Annotated in this window: 17 protein-coding genes and 1 other annotated feature; of the genes, 5 read left to right on the top strand and 12 right to left on the bottom strand. The window is 41.5% G+C overall.

Annotated features, from left to right (window positions below):
- Positions 1–137 precede the first annotated feature (137 nt).
- A complete protein-coding gene (locus ID12_RS02055) occupies positions 138–2,252 on the top strand; it encodes an ArnT family glycosyltransferase (RefSeq protein ID WP_046526816.1) in 2,115 nt (704 codons plus the stop codon).
- Positions 2,253–2,283: 31 nt separating this feature from the next.
- A complete protein-coding gene (locus ID12_RS02060) occupies positions 2,284–3,276 on the top strand; it encodes a glycosyltransferase family 2 protein (RefSeq protein WP_008348213.1) in 993 nt (330 codons plus the stop codon).
- A 48-nt stretch (positions 3,277–3,324) separates the two neighbouring features.
- Here the strand turns inward: ID12_RS02060 and ID12_RS02065 are convergent, their stop codons facing one another.
- Together ID12_RS02065 and ID12_RS02070 are read right to left on the bottom strand one after the other, a co-directional pair.
- On the bottom strand, positions 3,325–4,674 hold the full coding sequence (locus tag ID12_RS02065) for an amino acid permease (RefSeq protein WP_050826650.1): 1,350 nt from the start codon (positions 4,672–4,674) through the stop codon (positions 3,325–3,327).
- 75 nt (positions 4,675–4,749) lie between these two features.
- Positions 4,750–4,974, bottom strand: a binding site (T-box leader).
- Positions 4,975–5,065: 91 nt separating this feature from the next.
- Positions 5,066–5,740: an NAD(P)H-dependent oxidoreductase gene (locus ID12_RS02070; protein WP_008348217.1), complete on the bottom strand. Its 675-nt coding sequence runs from the start codon at positions 5,738–5,740 to the stop codon at positions 5,066–5,068.
- Positions 5,741–5,961: 221 nt separating this feature from the next.
- On the opposite strand from ID12_RS02070, the gene ID12_RS02075 reads away from it, so the two are divergent.
- On the top strand, positions 5,962–6,327 hold the full coding sequence (locus ID12_RS02075; RefSeq protein WP_017357877.1) for a winged helix-turn-helix transcriptional regulator: 366 nt from the start codon (positions 5,962–5,964) through the stop codon (positions 6,325–6,327).
- 9 nt (positions 6,328–6,336) lie between these two features.
- On the opposite strand, the gene ID12_RS02080 is transcribed toward ID12_RS02075, so the two are convergent.
- From ID12_RS02080 to ctpB, 3 genes are all read right to left on the bottom strand, one after another.
- Positions 6,337–7,524: a PDZ domain-containing protein gene (locus tag ID12_RS02080; RefSeq protein WP_039956492.1), complete on the bottom strand. Its 1,188-nt coding sequence runs from the start codon at positions 7,522–7,524 to the stop codon at positions 6,337–6,339.
- 68 nt (positions 7,525–7,592) lie between these two features.
- The gene (locus tag ID12_RS02085; protein WP_007500014.1) at positions 7,593–7,946 is read right to left on the bottom strand and encodes a swarming motility protein SwrAA; all 354 of its coding nucleotides are present in this window, start codon (positions 7,944–7,946) and stop codon (positions 7,593–7,595) included.
- Between the two features lie 344 nt (positions 7,947–8,290).
- Complete coding sequence (ctpB, locus tag ID12_RS02090) at positions 8,291–9,739, bottom strand: carboxy-terminal processing protease CtpB (protein ID WP_017357875.1); 1,449 nt, start codon at positions 9,737–9,739, stop codon at positions 8,291–8,293.
- A gap of 153 nt (positions 9,740–9,892) precedes the next feature.
- On the opposite strand from ctpB, the gene ID12_RS02095 reads away from it, so the two are divergent.
- Positions 9,893–10,633 carry a sulfite exporter TauE/SafE family protein gene (locus tag ID12_RS02095; protein WP_008348223.1) on the top strand — a complete coding sequence of 247 codons (741 nt, stop codon included), beginning with the start codon at positions 9,893–9,895 and terminating at the stop codon, positions 10,631–10,633.
- Between the two features lie 48 nt (positions 10,634–10,681).
- Here the strand turns inward: ID12_RS02095 and ID12_RS02100 are convergent, their stop codons facing one another.
- The 5 genes from ID12_RS02100 to ID12_RS02120 form a co-directional block, all read right to left on the bottom strand.
- Positions 10,682–11,944 (bottom strand): murein hydrolase activator EnvC family protein, encoded by a 1,263-nt coding sequence (locus ID12_RS02100; protein WP_017357874.1) that lies wholly within the window; start codon positions 11,942–11,944, stop codon positions 10,682–10,684.
- Positions 11,945–12,058: 114 nt separating this feature from the next.
- On the bottom strand, positions 12,059–12,949 hold the full coding sequence (ftsX, locus tag ID12_RS02105) for a permease-like cell division protein FtsX (protein ID WP_017368131.1): 891 nt from the start codon (positions 12,947–12,949) through the stop codon (positions 12,059–12,061).
- Positions 12,942–13,628, bottom strand: coding sequence for a cell division ATP-binding protein FtsE (gene ftsE, locus ID12_RS02110; RefSeq protein WP_008348229.1), 687 nt, complete (start codon positions 13,626–13,628; stop codon positions 12,942–12,944). Before ftsE ends, ftsX begins: the two co-directional genes overlap by 8 nt.
- Before the next feature lie 382 nt (positions 13,629–14,010).
- The gene (gene cccB, locus ID12_RS02115; RefSeq protein ID WP_007500002.1) at positions 14,011–14,340 is read right to left on the bottom strand and encodes a cytochrome c551; all 330 of its coding nucleotides are present in this window, start codon (positions 14,338–14,340) and stop codon (positions 14,011–14,013) included.
- Positions 14,341–14,388: 48 nt separating this feature from the next.
- Entirely contained in the window at positions 14,389–15,237 is an 849-nt protein-coding gene (locus ID12_RS02120) for a YitT family protein (protein WP_007500000.1), read from the bottom strand.
- A 189-nt stretch (positions 15,238–15,426) separates the two neighbouring features.
- Here ID12_RS02120 and ID12_RS02125 point away from each other — a divergent pair, with 189 nt between their 5' ends.
- Positions 15,427–16,161: an alpha/beta family hydrolase gene (locus ID12_RS02125; protein ID WP_050826651.1), complete on the top strand. Its 735-nt coding sequence runs from the start codon at positions 15,427–15,429 to the stop codon at positions 16,159–16,161.
- Positions 16,162–16,375: 214 nt separating this feature from the next.
- On the opposite strand, the gene ID12_RS02130 is transcribed toward ID12_RS02125, so the two are convergent.
- Both ID12_RS02130 and prfB read right to left on the bottom strand, forming a co-directional pair.
- The gene (locus tag ID12_RS02130) at positions 16,376–18,169 is read right to left on the bottom strand and encodes a M3 family oligoendopeptidase (RefSeq protein WP_050826652.1); all 1,794 of its coding nucleotides are present in this window, start codon (positions 18,167–18,169) and stop codon (positions 16,376–16,378) included.
- Positions 18,170–18,293: 124 nt separating this feature from the next.
- Positions 18,294–19,395, bottom strand: a protein-coding gene (gene prfB / locus ID12_RS02135) for a peptide chain release factor 2 (RefSeq protein ID WP_098680723.1) whose coding sequence is annotated in 2 segments (ribosomal slippage) — positions 18,294–19,322 and positions 19,324–19,395 — 1,101 coding nt in all. Because the reading frame shifts where the segments join, the coding sequence is not laid out codon by codon here.
- Positions 19,396–19,426 lie beyond the last annotated feature (31 nt).

Here is a 19,426-nt window from a genome sequence, read left to right on the forward strand (position 1 = left end):
ATCTTAAACAAAACAGCTCTTTTCTAGAGCTGTTTTTATTCAACAGAAAAATAAAGAATTGGCCTTTTTTTATTAACAATTTATTCATATTTGCTTGTTACACTTTTTTCAAGTTAAGAAAAAGGAGTGACAAGCTTTTGATTAGACGCTTTCAGAAATTTGATCTTTATTTATTTTTCATATTGATTTTATCTGCCATTTTAAACATTTATAACATTTGGAACGACGATACGGTGAACGCTTATTATACAGCGGCGGTCACAAGTATGATGCAAAGCTGGCATAATTTCTTCTTTGCTTCGTTCGATCCCTCAGGTTATGTCACGGTGGATAAACCACCGCTCGCCTTCTGGCTGCAAACGATCAGCGCCAAAATTTTCGGCCTGCATGGCTGGAGTGTGATCTTACCCCAAGCTTTAGCTGGCATTGGATCTGTTTATTTAATCTACCGCCTAGTCAAACCTACATTTGGCCAGGCTGCAGCAAGACTGTCAGCACTCATTATGGCGTGTACACCAATCGCAGTTGCTGTATCTCGTACAAATAACATTGACAGCTTACTCGTCTTTATTCTTTTACTCGCAACAGCCATGATGTTCAAGGCTGTGAAACAGCAGAAAGTGCTTTGGGCGATTGCTTCTTTTGCAATGATCGGTGTCGGTTTTAATACAAAAATGCTACAAGCGTATATGATTGTACCGGCTCTCGTCCTGTTTTACATCATTGCCTATCGAACGACATGGAAGAAAAAGTTGTTATCGCTGATGATTTCAATGATTGTTCTTTTAGGTGTATCTGCTTCATGGTCTATAGCGGTTGATCTCACTTCCAAAGACAATCGTCCTTATATGGGATCAAGTCAATCGAACTCAGCACTAGAATTAGCCTTTGGTTACAATGGTCTGCAGCGGTTGACTGGTCAACAGTCTGGCGGAGGAGGCGGCACAAATCAGGGTGAGGGACAGCCACCTTCACAGCAGGGTGATCAGCAAAATGACAATAATTCATCCACCATGCCTCAGCCGCCATCAAATGGAACTCAAAACAACTCAGATAATTCAAACCAATCATCCAGTCAGGAACAGCCTTCAATGCAAGGACCACCAAGCAATGCAAACGGCACAACACCACCTGATATGCCTTCAGGCGGTAATGGTGATGGACCGCCAAATGGCGGGGGCGGAAAAATGGGAAATGGTTCTGGCATGTTTGGAACAGGAACAAAAGGGCCATTACGTCTGTTCCAATCTGAACTGTCCGATCAAATCAGCTGGCTGCTTCCATTTGCGCTCTTTGGTGCGATTGGTATCTTCTTCTCGACAGCCTTTGAAAGAAGACGTCTCAATACAAAACAAAAAGAAACACTATTTTGGTTAGCTTGGCTTATACCTGTTGCTGCATTCTTCAGTGTAGCTGGATTTTTCCATCACTATTATTTAATCATGCTGGCACCGCCAATTGCTGTATTAGCAGGAGCCGGATGGGTTTCTATGACTCAATTGTTTCAAACGGGAACTGGCTTTAAAAAATGGCTACTGCCAATTGCGATATTCGTCACAACCGCATTTGAAATCTTTATCCTATCCACTTTTACAAGCACGATCGGTCTTGGACTAAGCATTGCAGTCGGTATCATTGGTGTTGGAAGCACCCTTTCTCTACTCTTGGTAAAAGGGAAAGAAAAACTAAAACAATTCATGTCTCTCATTGCCATCCTTGGGATGCTGATCGCACCACTATACTGGGCAAGCACACCTCTTCTTTACGGAGGAAACAGTATGCTGCCAGAGGCTGGTCCTCAGCTTGCAACTTCAAGTGGCAGCATGAGTTCACAAGTCAATGAAAAGCTGATCAGCTATCTTGAGAAAAACAATACGGGAGAAGAATTCCTATTCGGGACAACAGATGCAACCACTGCTTCGCCTTACATTATTAAAACAGGAAAAGCTGTTATGGCATTAGGTGGATTTAGTGGATCTGATAACATTCTCACGCTTAATGAATTCAAACAGCTCGTTAAAGACGGCAAAATCAAATACTTCTATCTTTCTGGTATGAGAGGCGGCAGCTCTGACATTCTTACTTGGATTCAAAAAAATGGCAAAGAAGTAACTGCTTCTAAATGGCAGAATAGCTCTACATCCAAAACGAACCAGCAAACAGGCAGCCAACAATCCGAACAAAATGATCAGTCAAATGGACGAATGGGCGGAATGGAGAGCGGTACTCTTTATGAACTATCCGTTGATTAATTCATCTATTAAAAGGGAGGAACGATGACTGATGGAAAAGAACATACAATACTCTGTTGTAGTCCCAGTGTATAATGAAGAACTTGTGATCCATGAATCGTATCAGCGCCTCAAGACCGTCATGGATTCGACGGGAGAAGCATATGAGCTTCTCTTCGTCAATGACGGCAGTATGGATCGAACAGCTGAACTGATTAAAGGGTACTGCCAGACTGATCCGCATGTGAGACTTATTGATTTTTCTCGTAACTTTGGGCATCAAATTGCCATTACAGCGGGAATGGATTATGCAAAGGGAGAAGCTGTCGTAGTGATTGATGCGGATTTACAAGATCCACCTGAATTGATTTTAGACATGATTGAAAAATGGAAGGAAGGCTATGAGGTCGTATACGCGGTCCGCACGCAACGAAAAGGCGAAACAGCTTTCAAAAAGTACACGGCTTCCCTTTTCTACCGAGTGCTACGTCAAATCACCGAAGTAGATATTCCTATTGACACCGGCGACTTTAGATTGATGGATCGTAAAGTGTGTCATGAAATGAGAAAAATACGCGAGAAAAACCCATTTGTCCGCGGATTAGTGAGCTGGGTTGGCTTCAAACAGATTGCGGTAGAATATGTTCGGGATGAGCGGTTGGCAGGAGAAACAAAGTACCCTCTCAAAAAGATGCTCAAGCTCTCGATGGATGGGATCACATCTTTTTCTTACAAACCTTTAAAGCTGGCCAGCGTGGCAGGCATTGTCCTTTCAGCTATTGGCTTCATTTCGATGTTTCTTGTCTTATATTTAAAGCTTTTTACTAACAGCACCATCACCGGCTGGAGTTCATTAATTGTCATTCAGCTATTCTTTAGCGGGATCATCCTCTTTATGTTAGGCATGATCGGAGAGTATATCGGCCGAATCTACGATGAAGCCAAGGACCGGCCGCTTTATATCGTCAGGGAGAGCTATGGCCTTCAGGCAAAGCCACATCCCGTTCAATCCCCTGTCCATTTCAAGCAATATAAACAGCATTAAAAAAAGCGTGCGAGACCCTTCAGAAGGTCCTGCACGCTTTTTAATAAATTAGACGGCTGTTTCAAACCGTTTTCTGTTAATAAAGAAAGAAAGTGTAATGATTAAATAAATGCCCATTGTGACCAGCGTTTGAACAATTGGTGTATTGAATACAACGCCGACAAAAATGGCCATGATCGCAATAACGGAAAACCACGTTGTGAAAGGATACAGCTTCACGCGATATCCGCCTGGCTGTGCGACGCTTCGAGATTTCAAATGACCGACGGCAATGATAAACCAGATGAATAGAACTGTGTAACTTAAAGAGCCCATCAAGTAATTAAACGTTTGACTTCCTACAAAAAGAGAAATCAATACAGCTGCATACAAAGTAGATGTACATACAAGGATGGCTCGAACAGGCACCTGCTGTTTTGACAGCTTGGAGAATCCTTTCCATACACGGCCATCCATTGCCTGTGTATAAAGCACCCGTGATGAAGCATACAAGCCAGAGTTCATAGAAGACAAAATCGCTAGTAAGATAATGCCGTTCATGATGTCACTGGCATACGGTACTCCGATCGTTGCAAACACTGTCACAAATGGACTTACTTGCTCATTGTTTACTTGATTCCAAGGGATTAAGCTGACAATGATAAAGAACGGCAATACATAAAAACCGATGATTCGTATAAACGTACTTTGAATAGCCTTTGGAATGACTTTTTCAGGGTTTTTTGTTTCTGCTAAAGTGACCCCAATCATCTCCGTCCCACCATATGAATACACGACAACCAGCATTGCTGCAATTAATCCGCCAGTACCATTTGGGAAAAATCCACCGTGATCCGTTAAGTTAGACAATCCAGGTGCTGCATGCTGTCCGAATGAGACAAATAGCATGGTGAATCCAATGATAATAAATAAGATGATGACAGCAATTTTAATAGAAGCTAACCAATACTCTGTCTCAGCAAACATTTTGACTGAGCAAACATTAATGATTGTGACTACAAGTGAAATGATTAACACAAGCATCCAGATTGGTACTTGTGGGAACCAGTACTGAATAAAGATGGCCGACACAATCGCTTCTGCTGCAATGTTCAGCACCCACATTTTCCAATAGATCCAGTCTAAGAAATAGGCCGGATATTTTCCTAACACAGGTTCAATCAAGTCACGGAATGTTCTTGCTCCAGGTCGTGCAACGGTCATTTCGGCAAGTCCTTGCATAATAAATAATAAAATAAGACCACCAATCATGTATGCCAAAATGACAGCAGGACCCGCAATATCAATGGCAGAACTGCTTCCTTTAAACAGACCAGCACCGATGGCACCGCCAAGCGCAAGCATCATAATATGCCTTGATGTCATTGTTCGTTTTAACTGCACATGTTCCTTTTCCATTTTCTATAGCTCCTTTAAATTTGAATCTTCAGACAAATATGAGATAAAAGCATATAAAAAGGCCAGCCATCTCCTGGAAGAGACGACTGACCTTGCAACCGCGTTACCACTCTTATTGATTCAGCCATGGCTGAATCCAACTTAAAACCCGATAACGGAGGTCACACGTAAAGACTTACTATTCATTCAGTCTTACCGCTCTTTGAGCGAGTTCAATGATTCGTTTTACTGCGTTGCACCGACCCGCAGCTCTCTTAAAAAACGGATGTTCATTTACTATTCTCAAGTCAAAGCGTTTATAGTCAAATTTGTATATTCGTCAAAGATTTTATTTTTTAAATATACTGACTAACCACGCAATTGTCAACAGCCTTTTTCAGACAAACAGCGATTAACGAATCCAAACAGCTACTTCATCCATCGGGCGACGTGTTTTGCCGCGTTTTGGCTCAGTGACACGATAACCAAAGGCTGCCATGACAGAGATGTCGTATTGACCATCCTCCAGTAACCCTTCTTCTTCTAAGATACGATGGATGTGATCGTAGCTAAATCCTTCAACTGGGCATGAATCAATGCCGATCTGTGCCGCAGCTGTCATCATGTTACCTAAGGCAATATACGTTTGTTTTGAAGCCCAATCAAATAATGTACGGTCATTTTCTAGCAGATGAAGATCGTTCTCTTGGAATTCTCTGTAGCGCCCCTTGACCATTTCAAACGTTTCGTCTGTCATTCCTTTGATTTGCTTGTTGATGTATTCTGCATATGCTGAATCATAGCGGGCATCTGTTCTTGCCAAGATGATCACAAAATGGCTGGCAGTTGGAAGCTGCTTTTGCGCCCCCCATGTATACTCTTTTAATTTTTCTCTAAATGCTTCATTTTGAACAACGAGGAACTTCCAAGGCTCAAACCCTACAGAGCTTGGAGAAAGTCTTCCTGTTTCTAAAATAAATGCAAAATCATCCTCTGGAATCTTTTTCGCTGGGTCAAACTCTTTTGTCGCATGACGGAATTCATACGCCTCAATGATTTCTTTTTTTAACTGCTCTTTGTCTCGCATTTTATTCATCCTTTCTAATGAACAGGTGTGCTCCCACAATCCAATTTCTTTCCATTCCCTCATAGAAATTGTTATGATAGGAAAACAAACAACCCGAATGTGTGATGTCCTATCTCTATGGTAAAAGAAAAGCTTCCATTGATTCAAGTACGCACATTTTTGTTCGTTAGGTACAAACATGTTCGTTTATGACCATTTTCGTTTAAGAAAGGAATGTTGAGATGAGTGCACCATCCAATCCAGTCAGTATTGTGAATCATGGCTGTCCCGTGTCTATCACTACAAATGTCATCGGAGGGAAATGGAAAGGCGTCATCCTTTATCATTTGACTTGCGGTCCAAAGCGTTACAACGAAATACGCCGGCTTCTGCCAAGAATTTCGCAGCGTGTCCTGACGTTGCAATTACGAGAACTTGAACAAGACGGGATTGTTCACCGTGAAGTCTATGAGGAAGTTCCTCCTCGTGTCGAGTATTCACTGACTTCTCTTGGAAATACGTTAAAGCCCATTATCTTTGCCATGCGTGAATGGGGCGAATCCTATGGGAGAGAAACGCGCCCAAAAGAAAAAAGCTGCCATCTCTAGCAGCTTTTTTTAAGATGAAATCGCCGTTGGCTCTTGCTGTGGATCGTCCTTCACAAACAAGATACCAAGCTGGTGATGCTCCCCTTCGTAAGAGGCGCGTTTCTCAAACCTTGTCTGACCATTGAGACCAATGATCTCAAGCTTTGTCAGAGCACGATTGGTTTGTAGTGCTTCATAAAATTCTGAAACGGTTTTGATCTCGATTCCATTGACCTTTGTAATAATTTCTCCGATCTCAAGCTTTAAATCAGCCGCAGGGGTATTCGGTATGATACCAAGCACCATAAGCCCTTGATTCCGCTTAGAGAAAAAGAATGGTGCAGCGTTGTCATTCGCCCTCTGCTTCCATGATAAAAAGGCTCTTCCTGCAATCGCTAGAACAACAGCTCCCCACGCAATCGGCTCAAACCAAATACTTGCCGCACCTACTGCAGCAACAGCTAGACCGAGCATCATAATTCGGCGTGACGTAATTTGAATACTGACAATTGGCAGCGATCCTTGAATACGCTGGCCAAAGCCGATGATGTACGGGATCACAATAAATGAAAAGCTTTGATCGTGCACTTGAAGCACAGGCCACCATGGCAGAGAAGAAGTCCATTCACCTGCCGGCATCAGCAAAACAAGTGGTAGAAGCCACAGACGGTTTGCTCGCTGCTGGCCGATCAAAAGTCCTCTCGCACTCATCACCATTGCAGGCGATGTACGTAAATGCGCCGTTCGATAGGCTAACATGCCTTCGGTCATTAACAGTAGCCCTAACAGGATCACAACGGCTGATGCATTCATCATTGAAAGCTGCGGCAGCCAAGAATGGCTCACTTGAACAGACATCAATCCAAATGCCGCAATAAAACTGAAACCGAGTGTGTATGCAGACGAAAGCGCACTCGCCTTAAAGAATAAAGAGAAAACGATGGTCATCGCTGCAATCAGCACGATGAATCCAGGCGGAAGGGAAATCCCTAAGCCTACAGATATGATCGATAGACAAATTCCTGGAACCCATCCCTTTGAATATGTAAATTTCAGTTCATCGTAAACATCTTCTATTCTTGTTTGAAACGCTTTTCTCTCCCGCTTTACGCGGATGTAGCCATATAATAGGCTGATTAATACCATAAAATAAAAAAGAGGATGGATTAAAAACAGACCGACCGCTTTTAATCCGGCTCCCATCCACTCCGAGCTCATTATCGTTCACCGCCCAAGTCAAGCATTTTCTCTTATTCTATCAAATAAATCGATGCTTGACATCAGGTTTATTTCTCCTGATTCATCCAAAGTGTGACATTCGACAGTGAAAAATCTTTTAAATAGTGATTCACATCTACATCTAGTATGCCGCCGAGAAGCTGCATGGACCTCTTGATGTCGGTTAAGTTTATACCAAGTCTCTTATGATTATCCATTAAATAATTGAAGTATATCTCAGCACAGTCTTCATCGATCTCGTCGACTGATTCTACCGTTGTGTAATTGACCAAGTACCTGCTTAACAGCATGAGTAGACTTAATGCCTTTGTAGCCGAAAACGTCACATCTTTCGTACGACTCTTAAGCTCCTCTACCAACTCGTAATATTTTTTCTCTCTCACAATACTTGCCCTTTTCAATTGTGTACCCCCATTTACTAGTTCTTTTAAGAAAAGCGCAAACCTCGGTACAGCTCAATGCTTAAGCTGAATATCCGCAAAAAATAAAATATTTAAAATGAGTGCTACTTTTTATTGTAAGAATTATTTATGTAACATACAACTTTCAAAAGTTTCATTTTCATGACATGTTTAAATCAACAGAAAGTCTCTTATATAAATATGTTATCGGGTAAATTCGAAGGAATGTTATGTTTTTTGTAAAATAAATGAATATATTTCTCGATATAATATATTTTTAAGAATAAATTATTACATGTTCGTAACACTTATGAACCAAAAAAAAGAGGCATTTATTCGCCTCTTTATTTTTTGAGATATAGTGCTTTTAGTGCAGTTTGCAGCTGAAGATCATTCTTTTCATAAGATTTCACTTCATCTACCATCTTGTTCATCATTTTCGCTGTCTTTAAATCAATCACGCCTGATTTTTCGAGATTGTATGTGCTTTGAAATGCGAGTACAGCCTTTTTCGTTTCTTCGTCAAAATATCCATCTACTCTGCCAGGGTCAAATGATAACCCTTTTAACAATGTCTGTGCTTGTCTGACTTCTTCATTGTTCATATCAAGCTGAAGCGGTTCTTTCAGCTGGAGCGGGCCAACGGTGAAGTAATCTGGTTGATGAATCGCAATGGTCGGCACAACGCCTTTTTTGTGAATCCAATTCCCTTTCGGTGTCAGCCACTTATACAGCGTTAATTTAATGTTACTTCCATCTCCCATTGGTACCGCCTGCTGCACAGTTCCTTTACCAAAGGAAACGTCACCTACCACTTCATACTTCCCTGCTTCTTTCATGGCACCAGCCAGAATTTCAGAAGCGGATGCACTTCCTTTATCAATTAAGACATTGACCGGGTATGGTTTTTGTTCTTTTCGTTTTGAAAAATATCGTTTTCGATCGCCATTCCGTTCTGCAATTTGAATATATGGCTGATCCTTTGTGATAAAATGTTTCAAAATATCTTCCACACTTTGTAGATAGCCGCCAGGATTTCCTCTCACGTCCAGCACAAGGCCTTCCATGCCCTTTTTCTCGAGCTTATTCAAGCTTGCCGTGAAATCCTTCGCCGTATCTTCAGAGAAGCTAGAGATCGCGATATAGCCTGTTTTATGACCATTGACCTCTTTCATTGAAGCCGTTACGGTTTCAAGCGGGATTTCTTCTCGTTTGATATGGAATGTTAGCTCTTTTTCAATTCCATTTCGTCTGATTTTCAAGGCGACAGACGTTCCTTTTTTTCCTCTTATTTTCAGTACAGCATCGTTTAGGCTTTTTTCTTTCATCGTCTCACCGTCAATGCTGATGATTTCATCTTTCGGTTTCAGACCCGCCTTTGCTGCAGGGGATTTTTTAAAGGCAGAGACAATGATAATCTTTCCTTCATCCATTCCAACTTCTGCCCCAATTCCTTCAAATGAGGAATCAAGTGAATCCGAAAATTGCTTTGCGGTTTGCTTGTCCATGTATACTGAATACGGATCATTTAAGGTTGAAAGCATTCCTTGAATGGCACCTTCAAGCAGCTTTTGACGATCCACTTCCTCTACATATTCATTCGAAATGAGGTCATAGGCTTTCTCAATTTTCTCCATTCCGTTTTCCTTCGCTCGATCACTTGATTGAGCTTGTCCAGCCACTGCAGCAGCCGCTTTCGGTGACTCCGCCTGAGTCGCCTCTTTATGCGTCACAACCCCTGCACTGATGATGAGAATGACACTTGCCATGATGGATGCGATTTGTTTTTTCATATTTGGCCTCCTTCTTCAACTCTTCCTGATGACCTGAGTTATTATATGCCAGAAGAAGGGATTTCATGTAAAGACATTCTCCTAGGGAGGCTTGACTAATCATTTCATTAGGTGTAATTTTTATTTTGTTACGATCGAGAAGGAGTCATCGCTATGTATATTATATTGACTATGCTTTTATTAGGAATTTTACTAGGGTTTGTAGGAGCTGGCGGGGCTGGTTTTGTCATCGCATTGTTGACGTTAATCTTTGATGTACCAATCCATACTGCACTTGGGACATCTTTAGCTGCTATGGCATTTACGACTTTATCTGGTGCATACAGCCACTACCGGGAAGGAAATATCCAGCTCAAATCAGGTTTGATTGTCGGTGCACTAGCTTGTATTGCTTCATTTGCCGGAGCAAAAGTGGCTCCTTTTATTCCAGAGGATAGCCTGCACTATTTAACAGCTGGTATGCTCTTTTTATCTGCTGTTTTTATGATGATCAAATTGTTTGTCCTAAAAGAAGATGCTGAGCAGCAGCCGCTTTCTTCACGCCAATTGCTGATCAGAGGCATTATATTAGGCCTTGTATCAGGGATGCTTTCAGGGATGTTCGGTATCGGATCAGCACCATTTATTCAAGTGGGGCTTTTGATTTTGCTGAAGCTGTCTATTAGACAAGCTGTTGGCACAACGATGCTAGTGATTATTCCAATCTCTATTGGCGGTGGGATTGGTTATATTTCAGAAGGCTATGTTGACTTTATCCTGCTCGTTCAGATCTTAATCGGTACCGTATTAGGGGCTTTTATTGGGGCAAAATTTACACGCCTTGCGCCAAAACTTTTATTAAAATCCGCTGTGCTTTTAACACCTATTATTGCCGGATTACTGCTGTTATTTTAATTTCATCTACATGAAAAAAGCCGATAACATGATGTTATCGGCTTTTTGTCAGCGGATATATTGTGCTGGATTGACTGCATTTGATTTCGCGCCATTCCATAATCCTTTATGAATTTCAAAATGAAGATGCTGGCCATAAGACTGACCTGTGTTGCCCATATATCCAAGGAATTGACCTTGCTCGACTCTTTGACCTGTTGACACACTTCTTGTTGAAAGATGAGCGTATACCGTTTGATACGTTTGGCCATTGATGTTATGTGTAATGAACACCACATTCCCATAACTCGACGAGTAGCTTGAGTTCGTGACTGTGCCAGATGCGGCTGCAACGACAGATACAGTGCCTTTTGCAGCGATATCTAATCCGTAGTGCTGTCCGCCAGAACGCCCGCCAAAGCCTGATGAGAAACGGCCTGCAGCTGGTTTAATGAAACCTGAGCTACTTGCTGGTGTATCTGACACTTGATCAGATCCTCCACTTGGTGCAGGTACACTTTTTTCAGCAGCTGCTTGTTCTGCTTTCTTCGCTTCTTCTTTTTGACGGCGTGCTTCTTCAGACTTTACCGCCGCTTTCTGATTCGCTAGAATTTCTTGTTCATTTTCAAGCTTTCCTAGTTCATCATGTGCATGTTCTTTTTCTTCCGTTACATGACCAAGGACTTTTCCTTTTTCTTTTTGCTGTTTAGATAGGTCCTTTTTCAACGTTTCAAGCTCTTTCAAAGATGTTTCAAGTCCACTTAGCTGTTTATTTAGCTCTGCTTCTTTTTGCTCCACTAGCTCCAAATCATTTTCGTGTTCTGTAATCATGTCTTTATCTGCTTCGACGATGGTTGTAACAGCTCCCACACGACTGACAAAATCACTAAAGCTACGAGCACCTAGCAGCACATCTAAATAGTTGATTGTACCGCCACTTTTTTGCATAGAACGAATTCGATCTTTGAAAATCGCTTTTCTCTTTTCAATTCGCTCGTTGATGACTTCAATCTCTTTTTTTAGTTTTTTGATCTGTTGTTTCGTCTGTTTGACCTCTTTTTCTTTTTCAGCGACTTTTTCAGTTGCGGCACTTACTTTTTGGTCAATTTTTTCAATTTCTTGCTTTAGCTTTGATTCTTTCTTTTCAAGCTTTGCCAGTTCTGATTTCTTTTTCTTCAAGGTTGATTCAGTCTTCGATGTTTTCTCTTCAATTTGTTGACGTTTTTGATCTAGGTCTTCGTATGCGAATGCACGATTTTCGTTCCCTGGAATGTATAGCCACGTTGTTCCAATAAACGCTGCCATTCCAGCCATCATCAGCTTTCTTTTCAAAACGATATTCCCCTCCCATGACAACTGCCTGCATGAAGAGTCGACCGGATGAATTGGATCAACCGGTCACATCTTCTATAGAATCCTCGAGTGCTGCCATCAATATAAATAGATTTATACTTTCAAGAATTTACGGATGGACGTTAAACTTCCCCACACACCGATAATGGCACCGATCAATAGAAGAACCAGTGATACTTGATAGACAAACGGATTGTATGGAAGCATTGAAATAAATGAACCTTGTACCCTTGGCGCCACCCAGCCGACAGCATATTGATACGTGCCAAGCAATACAGCGATTGGTATAATCGAGCCAAATACACCAAGTAGTAATCCTTCGATGAAGAACGGCCAGCGGATAAACCAGTTCGTTGCACCTACTAGTTTCATAATCTCAATTTCTTTACGTCTAGCAAAAATCGTAATTTTGATCGTATTGGAAATCAAGAACATCGCTGTAAATAAAAGCCCAATAATAAGTGCGATGCCGACATTACGCGCCACTCCGACAACATTAAAGAGTCGGCTGACCTCTTCTTTTCCATAAGTGACTTTATACGTCCCTTTTAGGTTTTCTAATTTCTTCGCTACTTTTGGTGTATCGTGGGGATCTGTTGTTTTCACAATAAACGCATCATTCAATGGATTTTCTTGATCAACCAGTCCCATAGATTGTCCATTTTCACCAAAGCTTTTAATCAGTGCTTTTAGTTCATCATCCTTGGATGAGTATTTCACATCACTAATTTCAGGAATCTTCTCAATTTCTGCTTTTAATTCATCCTGCTGCTTTTGATTCGCAGTTAAATCGATGAGAACTTTTACTTCTACTTCTTTCTCAGCGTTCGATGCCATGTTATTCAAGTTGAGCATAATGACAAGAAAAACCCCAACTAAAATCAATGTGACAGTGACCGCACTAATTGATGCAAATGTCATCCACGTGTTTCTTCCAAGTGAACGGAAGCTCTCACGTAAATGCCGCGAGAGAGTTTTAATCATAAATTCCGTACTCCCCTCTTGCTTCGTCACGCACAATCATTCCATCTTCGATTGCGATGACGCGTTTCTTCATGCTGTTTACAATCTCTTTGTTGTGTGTCGCCATGACGACTGTTGTTCCGCGGTTATTAATCTCTTCGAGCGTCTTCATGATTTCCCATGAAGTATCTGGATCAAGGTTTCCTGTCGGTTCGTCTGCAATGACAACCTCAGGATGATTGACGATCGAACGAGCGATCGATACACGCTGCTGTTCACCGCCGGAAAGCTGATCTGGAAATTGACGAGCTTTGTGCTTTAATTGCACCAAATCAAGTACCTCAAGCACTTTTTTCTTAATAATACTTGGCTGTTCACCAATGACTTCAAGAGCAAATGCCACGTTCTCAAAGACCGTGAGACTTGGAAGTAGTTTGAAATCTTGGAATACTACGCCAATTTCTCTTCTCACGTAAGGAATTTCTTTTTCCTTCATCGAGCCTAAATCTTTGTTATTAATTAAGATTTTTCCTTTGGTTGGCTTCTCTTCACGATACATCATTTTAATGAACGTGGATTTACCAGCGCCACTGGGACCAACAACATACACAAACTCTCCTGGATGGATAGAGACATTGATTCCATTGATCGCCTTTACACCATTAGGATAGATCTTATAGACTTCCTTCATTTCAATCATGTAATCACCTAATCTTTTCTTATTCGCTGTCAAACAGCTTATCATGATGTTCTGACACTTCTCGTCAAAAAACGTTATGTATGGTCACGCACATACCCTTCGATACGCACAAGCAATTTATGTCCTTTTCATCCAAAAAGATGAAAAAATTGAATCGTCTAAATTTCAACAACTCCAATTATACGTCATGAATCGACGCAATGGTATTACATTTATATTTCAAAACTTATAAATAAAAGGTAAATAGAGCAACCAAAACCGAAAAACATGTCTTTTTACCCTTATTTTTTAAATAAAATTTAATATAATACGTTTTCATACTATCCAAAAGTCTTTTTCTACAAATAGAAAATAAAAAAACCTTGTCGATTAGACAAAGGTTTTATTTTTTCTCTGCAAGCCATTTGGCGACTTCTTTTGCTTGTTTTTCATCTACCATTCCACTTGGCATAGATCCTTTACCGTTCTGGGCAATATCTGCAATTTGGCTTTCATTATATTTCTTCCCGACTTCTTTCAGGCTTGGGCCGCCTCCGCCAGATAAGTCTTTTCCATGACAGCCAATACAGTTTTGCTGATAAATCTCTTCACCACTGCTCACATTTGAAGCACTTTTACTGCCTTCTTTGTCACTGCTGCTTGAATTTCCTCCACAGGCCGCAAGTACAAAAAGCATAGCGACAAAAAGAAGCGTTAATCCGCTCTTTTTCATGTATTTCCCTCCCTTACAATCATTTGGTCAACGTTATTATATCCTTGTTTACGCCCTTTTAAAACCCTCACCAAGCACCTCTTTTGCATCCATGACAATGACAAACGCTGATGCATCGATCGCTTTTACCACTTGTTTCAACTTTGTGAATTGTGACTGCCCTACAACACACATTAAAATAGGCCGGTCATGGTCGGTGTACCCACCTACTGCTGAAATCTTCGTTACACCACGATCAATTTGATCAAACACCGCCTGTCTGACCTCATCCTCATGGCCCGTAATAATCATAGCCATCTTCGAGTGACTAAAGCCAGCCTGTACGACATCAATCGTCTTGCTAGAAATGAACACTCCGATCACAGCGTACAGTCCTTCTTCAATCCCAAAAACAGTCATGGCCGCCAAAACAATCAAACCGTCCATCATCGCTAAACAAGTACCTAACGTCAGCCCTGTATATTTATTGATGATTTTGGCCGCAAGTGCCGTTCCTCCCGTTGAACCATTGCCGAGGAAAACGAGCCCAATCCCGATCCCAATCACTACACCGCCAAATATTGCGGCGAGCAGTGCTTCATGGGTGACAGGAGCAATGTGTCTTGTTAAGAACACCATCAAAGGTAAAAAGACAGAACCAACGAGCGTTTTCACCCCAAATGTTCCACCTAATAAATAAAAGCCTGCGATAAACAGCGGAATATTGAGACCCCATTGTACATATGCAGCTTCAAAGCCGAATGATTGCATAATGGTACTGATTCCGCTCACACCGCCAGCAGCAATCTGATTTGGTAATAATAACGTATTAAAGCCAACCGCTACGATAGCTGATCCTATTAAAATGAGTACATAATTTTTCACTTCAATCCAAAATTGAGAATGTTCCTGCTTCATGTCTTTCTTCCTCCGTTACTTCTGAATGCACACCTATTTTAAGCCCTCTCATTCGGATTGTAAATAACAGCCAAATGCAGTGCTAATGGATTAATACTTTATCACACAGCCGGATCAGCGTACTTGCCGTTTGGCAGAAGAGTAAATGATGGTATATTTAATATGTACATGAGAAAGAAGGGACATACAATGAAGAAAATACTGAAGATCACCGGTATTACATTACTTGCACTCATCATCTTAGCTTTTGGTGCTTTCTATACATGGAGCCGCTTTACATATGGACCATCGGAAGCGTTAAAAAAGCAGATGAACATTGAGCAGGTCGATCATAAAAACGGGGTATATTCATTTGAAGCATCGAAAAGCGATACTGGCATCATTCTATATCCTGGGGCAAAAGTTGAACCTCTTGCGTATGCCTATCTTGGGAATGCGCTGATGAAGAAAGGCTATTCGGTCTTTATCCCAGACATGCCATTTTCCTTCGCAATATTTAATACGAAGAAAGCAGACGATATCCTCAAAAATCATCCAGCCATCAAGCATTGGTACATTGGCGGGCATTCACTAGGCGGGACAGCTGCCGCTATGTATGCAGAGAAAAATCAAAGCAAGCTGGACGGCCTCTTTTTCCTTGCCTCCTATCCTGCATCAGATGATTTGAAACAGGCTTCCTTGCAAGTATTATCTATTTCAGGCGAAAAAGATGGTCTCGCAACACGAGAAAAAATCAAAAAATCGAAAAAGCAGCTGCCTTCTCAAACGGTGTATCATGAGATAAAAGGCGGTAATCATGCGCAATTTGGCATGTATGGCAAACAAAAAGGGGATCAGCCTGCAGACATTCCAGTCCTCACGCAACAAAAAGACATCGTTCAGACGATGCTGGAATGGGTAAAACCAGCAAAAAAGCTCCCGTAATGGGAGCTGCCAGATTGTTGACAAAGGGCTAAAATGAACTTGATTTTAGCCCTTTGTCTTCTTTTCAGCGTGATAGAAAACCTTTGCAGTCTAGGAAGGACGAGCATCGGCGCGGAGCGAATTTGACATTCGTGAGCACCGAAGCGCAGGACTGACAACGAATGCGAGGGTTTGTCTACACGCTGAAGCTCCCGTAATGGGAGCTTTTCATTTTTTATGCCTTCGTCGCTTCTAAAAACTCTTCAGCATCTGCCACAGCCAGTGAAATGGCCTCTTCCCAAAATGCTTTTTGAGTAAGGTCGACACCTAGGTGCTTATATGCCAAATCTTCTACAGTCATTGACGCTGTATCTTTTAATAGCGCAATATATTTCTCTTCAAATGATGCCCCAGCCTGCAATGCTTTCGCGTAAATACCTAGCGAGAACATGTACCCGAAGGTGTAAGGGAAGTTATAAAACGGGACACCTGTAATATGGAAATGCAGTTTAGACGCCCAGAAATGCGGATGGTATTCATCTAAAGAGTCGCCAAAGGCTTCCTTCTGTGCTTCTACCATCAACTCATTCAAGCGGTCAGCTGGCACTTCTCCTTGTTTGCGCTCTTCATAAAAACGTTGTTCAAATAAGAAGCGTGATTGAATATTCATAAAGAATGCCACACTGCGCTGCAGCTTATCCTCTAGCAAACTGAGACGCTCTTCTTCATTGGCCGCCTCTTTTAATGAAGCATCTGCCACAATCATTTCAGCGAATGTCGACGCAGTTTCAGCTACATTCATCGCATATTTACGATTCAACATCCGAACATCCTGCATGACTTCCTGATGGAACGAATGACCAAGCTCATGTGCTAGTGTCGCTACATTGGATGGAGTCCCTGAGAAGGTCATAAAAATACGTGATTCTCCGCTATCAGGGAAATTCGTACAGAAACCGCCCACTCGTTTGTTTGGGCGATTCTCAGCTTCTACCCAGCGTTCATTAAAAGCTTTTTCAGTAAAAGCAGCAAGCTCTTTTCCAAACCCTGCGAAATGCTTGATAATAAAAGCGGCTGCGTCTTGATAAGAATAGGTCTTTGTCTCACTTCCAATAGGCGCCCCCACATCAAACCAGCTCAGTTTATCAACCCCAAGCATGTCAGCTTTACGTTGTAAATATTCAATGAATGGCTGTTTATGTTCATCAATGACAGACCACATTGTATCGAGCGTCTCTTGTTTCATCCGGCAAATATCAAGAGGCTCTTTTAATATATGATCCCATCCTCTGGCTTCATATACTTGTAGACGAAAACCAGCGAGATGATTGAGTGTGCTTGCAAACAAATGTTCATCCTGTGTCCATGCATGTTCTAAATTATGATACACGGCTTTTCTCACTTCACGGTCTGAATCATCCATCGCATTTTCTGCTTGGCCTACAGAGATCATTTGTGTTTCACCATTTTGCTCAAATGGAATGGTAATTTTGTTCACCAAGCTAGAATAAAGTTCATCCCACGCATGATACCCATCTACTGCTAGCTTTTGAATGAGTGTTTCCTGTTCAACAGGCAGTTGATCTTTCACATGTTCTCTTCGTTCATTTAATATGTAACGAACATCTGAAAAAGCGGCTGAATCCATTAATTCTTCCCACTGGCTAGTGGGAATCGCAGCAAGTGATTGATCAAACCCGGCTAGAATGGTTCCTAATTCAGCTTCCAGCTTGGCAATGGACCCCCGGAGGCTGCCCGCCTTCATATCCTTTGTATTTTGAGATTGTAGACAAGATACAAATGAACCTGCTTGTGCTAATTTTTTATATGTGATTTCATACGTTTCAAGGACAGCTGTTAACTTTTTTTCAATTTGTGTATCTTCTTTTGAAAAGGCATCTACCTTTTGTCGTAACTCATCTAATAGCTGCTGTATATGCTCTAAGTATGTGATAAATTCTGATGAAGAACTGCCTCCTTTAAAAAAGGCATCTAAATCCCACGTCTCTTGTAATGGTTTTAATCCCAAATTATTTCCCCCTTTAATTGCTAATTTCATCATACAAAGGATATAGAGTCAGTATGGCATATGTATTCCTTTATATTCATTATATTTTCTCACAATTAAAAAAACCCGGCAAGAAGCCGAGTTTTTATGATAATTTTGAACGTAAATACGCATCGATAAAGGAATCTAAATCTCCATCCATCACCGCTTGAACATTTCCCATCTCCGTGTTGGTACGATGGTCTTTCACAAGGGAATATGGGTGGAAGACATACGAGCGAATTTGGCTTCCCCAGCCAATTTCTTTCTGTTCTCCTCTGATTTCATCCAATTCCGCCTGTTGTTCTTCGATCCGTTTTTGATAAAGCTTAGATTTCAGCATTTTCATTGCACGTTCTCTGTTTTTGATTTGGGATCTTTCCGTTTGGCACGTCACGACGACATTTGTTGGGATGTGTGTGATACGAACCGCAGAGTCCGTCGTATTGACGTGCTGACCCCCTGCACCACTTGCACGATACGTATCCACCTTAATATCCTCTGTACGAATATCGATATCAATTTCTTCATTAAATTCTGGCATGACATCACAGGAAACGAAAGATGTGTGTCTACGGCCAGATGAATCAAATGGAGAAATACGGACTAAACGATGGACACCTTTTTCTGCTTTTAAGTAACCGTAAGCGTTATGTCCTTTAATCAGCAATGTCACAGACTTAATTCCCGCTTCATCCCCTGGAAGATAATCAAGGGTTTCAACCTTAAAGCCTCTGCGCTCTGCCCAGCGGGTATACATTCTGAGGAGCATCGATCCCCAGTCCTGTGATTCCGTTCCACCTGCACCCGGGTGAAGCTCAAGAATGGCATTGTTTTTGTCATACGGTTCACTTAAAAGAAGCTGCAATTCAAACTCGTTAAATTGTTTTGTTAAGTTCTTCAGCTCTTTTTCAAGCTCTGCATGAAGATCCTCATCGTAGTCTTCTTTTAATAAATCATGCGTCATTTGCAGCTCATCATGAGATTCACTGAGCTCATGATATGTATTCACATAATCCTTCAGTGCATTGGCTTCATTAATGACACCTTGCGCTTTTTGCTGGTCATTCCAAAAGTCAGCCTCTGACATCGTGGCCTCAAGCTCTGCAATTTTCGCTTCTTTTGTATCGAGGTCAAAGAGACCCCCTAAAATCAGCTAGCCTGCTAGCCATATTTTCAAGCTCTTGTCTAATTTCTACTAATTCCATATCCTTCACCTCATAGATGTATGGGGGCTGA

Source organism: Bacillus altitudinis (assembly GCF_001191605.1).
Lineage (GTDB): Bacteria > Bacillota > Bacilli > Bacillales > Bacillaceae > Bacillus > Bacillus altitudinis.

Coding starts and splice junctions, on each gene's coding strand:
- ftsE (WP_008348229.1), bottom strand. CDS start 13,628: ATGATTGAAATGAAGGAAGTCTATAAGATCTATCCTAATGGTGTAAAG.
- cccB (WP_007500002.1), bottom strand. CDS start 14,340: ATGAAAAAGAGCGGATTAACGCTTCTTTTTGTCGCTATGCTTTTTGTA.
- ID12_RS02070 (WP_008348217.1), bottom strand. CDS start 5,740: ATGCGAGACAAAGAGCAGTTAAAAAAAGAAATCATTGAGGCGTATGAA.
- ID12_RS02065 (WP_050826650.1), bottom strand. CDS start 4,674: ATGGAAAAGGAACATGTGCAGTTAAAACGAACAATGACATCAAGGCAT.
- ID12_RS02075 (WP_017357877.1), top strand. CDS start 5,962: ATGAGTGCACCATCCAATCCAGTCAGTATTGTGAATCATGGCTGTCCC.
- ID12_RS02060 (WP_008348213.1), top strand. CDS start 2,284: ATGGAAAAGAACATACAATACTCTGTTGTAGTCCCAGTGTATAATGAA.
- ctpB (WP_017357875.1), bottom strand. CDS start 9,739: ATGAAAAAACAAATCGCATCCATCATGGCAAGTGTCATTCTCATCATC.
- ftsX (WP_017368131.1), bottom strand. CDS start 12,949: ATGATTAAAACTCTCTCGCGGCATTTACGTGAGAGCTTCCGTTCACTT.
- ID12_RS02095 (WP_008348223.1), top strand. CDS start 9,893: ATGTATATTATATTGACTATGCTTTTATTAGGAATTTTACTAGGGTTT.
- ID12_RS02125 (WP_050826651.1), top strand. CDS start 15,427: ATGAAGAAAATACTGAAGATCACCGGTATTACATTACTTGCACTCATC.
- ID12_RS02120 (WP_007500000.1), bottom strand. CDS start 15,237: ATGAAGCAGGAACATTCTCAATTTTGGATTGAAGTGAAAAATTATGTA.
- ID12_RS02080 (WP_039956492.1), bottom strand. CDS start 7,524: ATGAGCTCGGAGTGGATGGGAGCCGGATTAAAAGCGGTCGGTCTGTTT.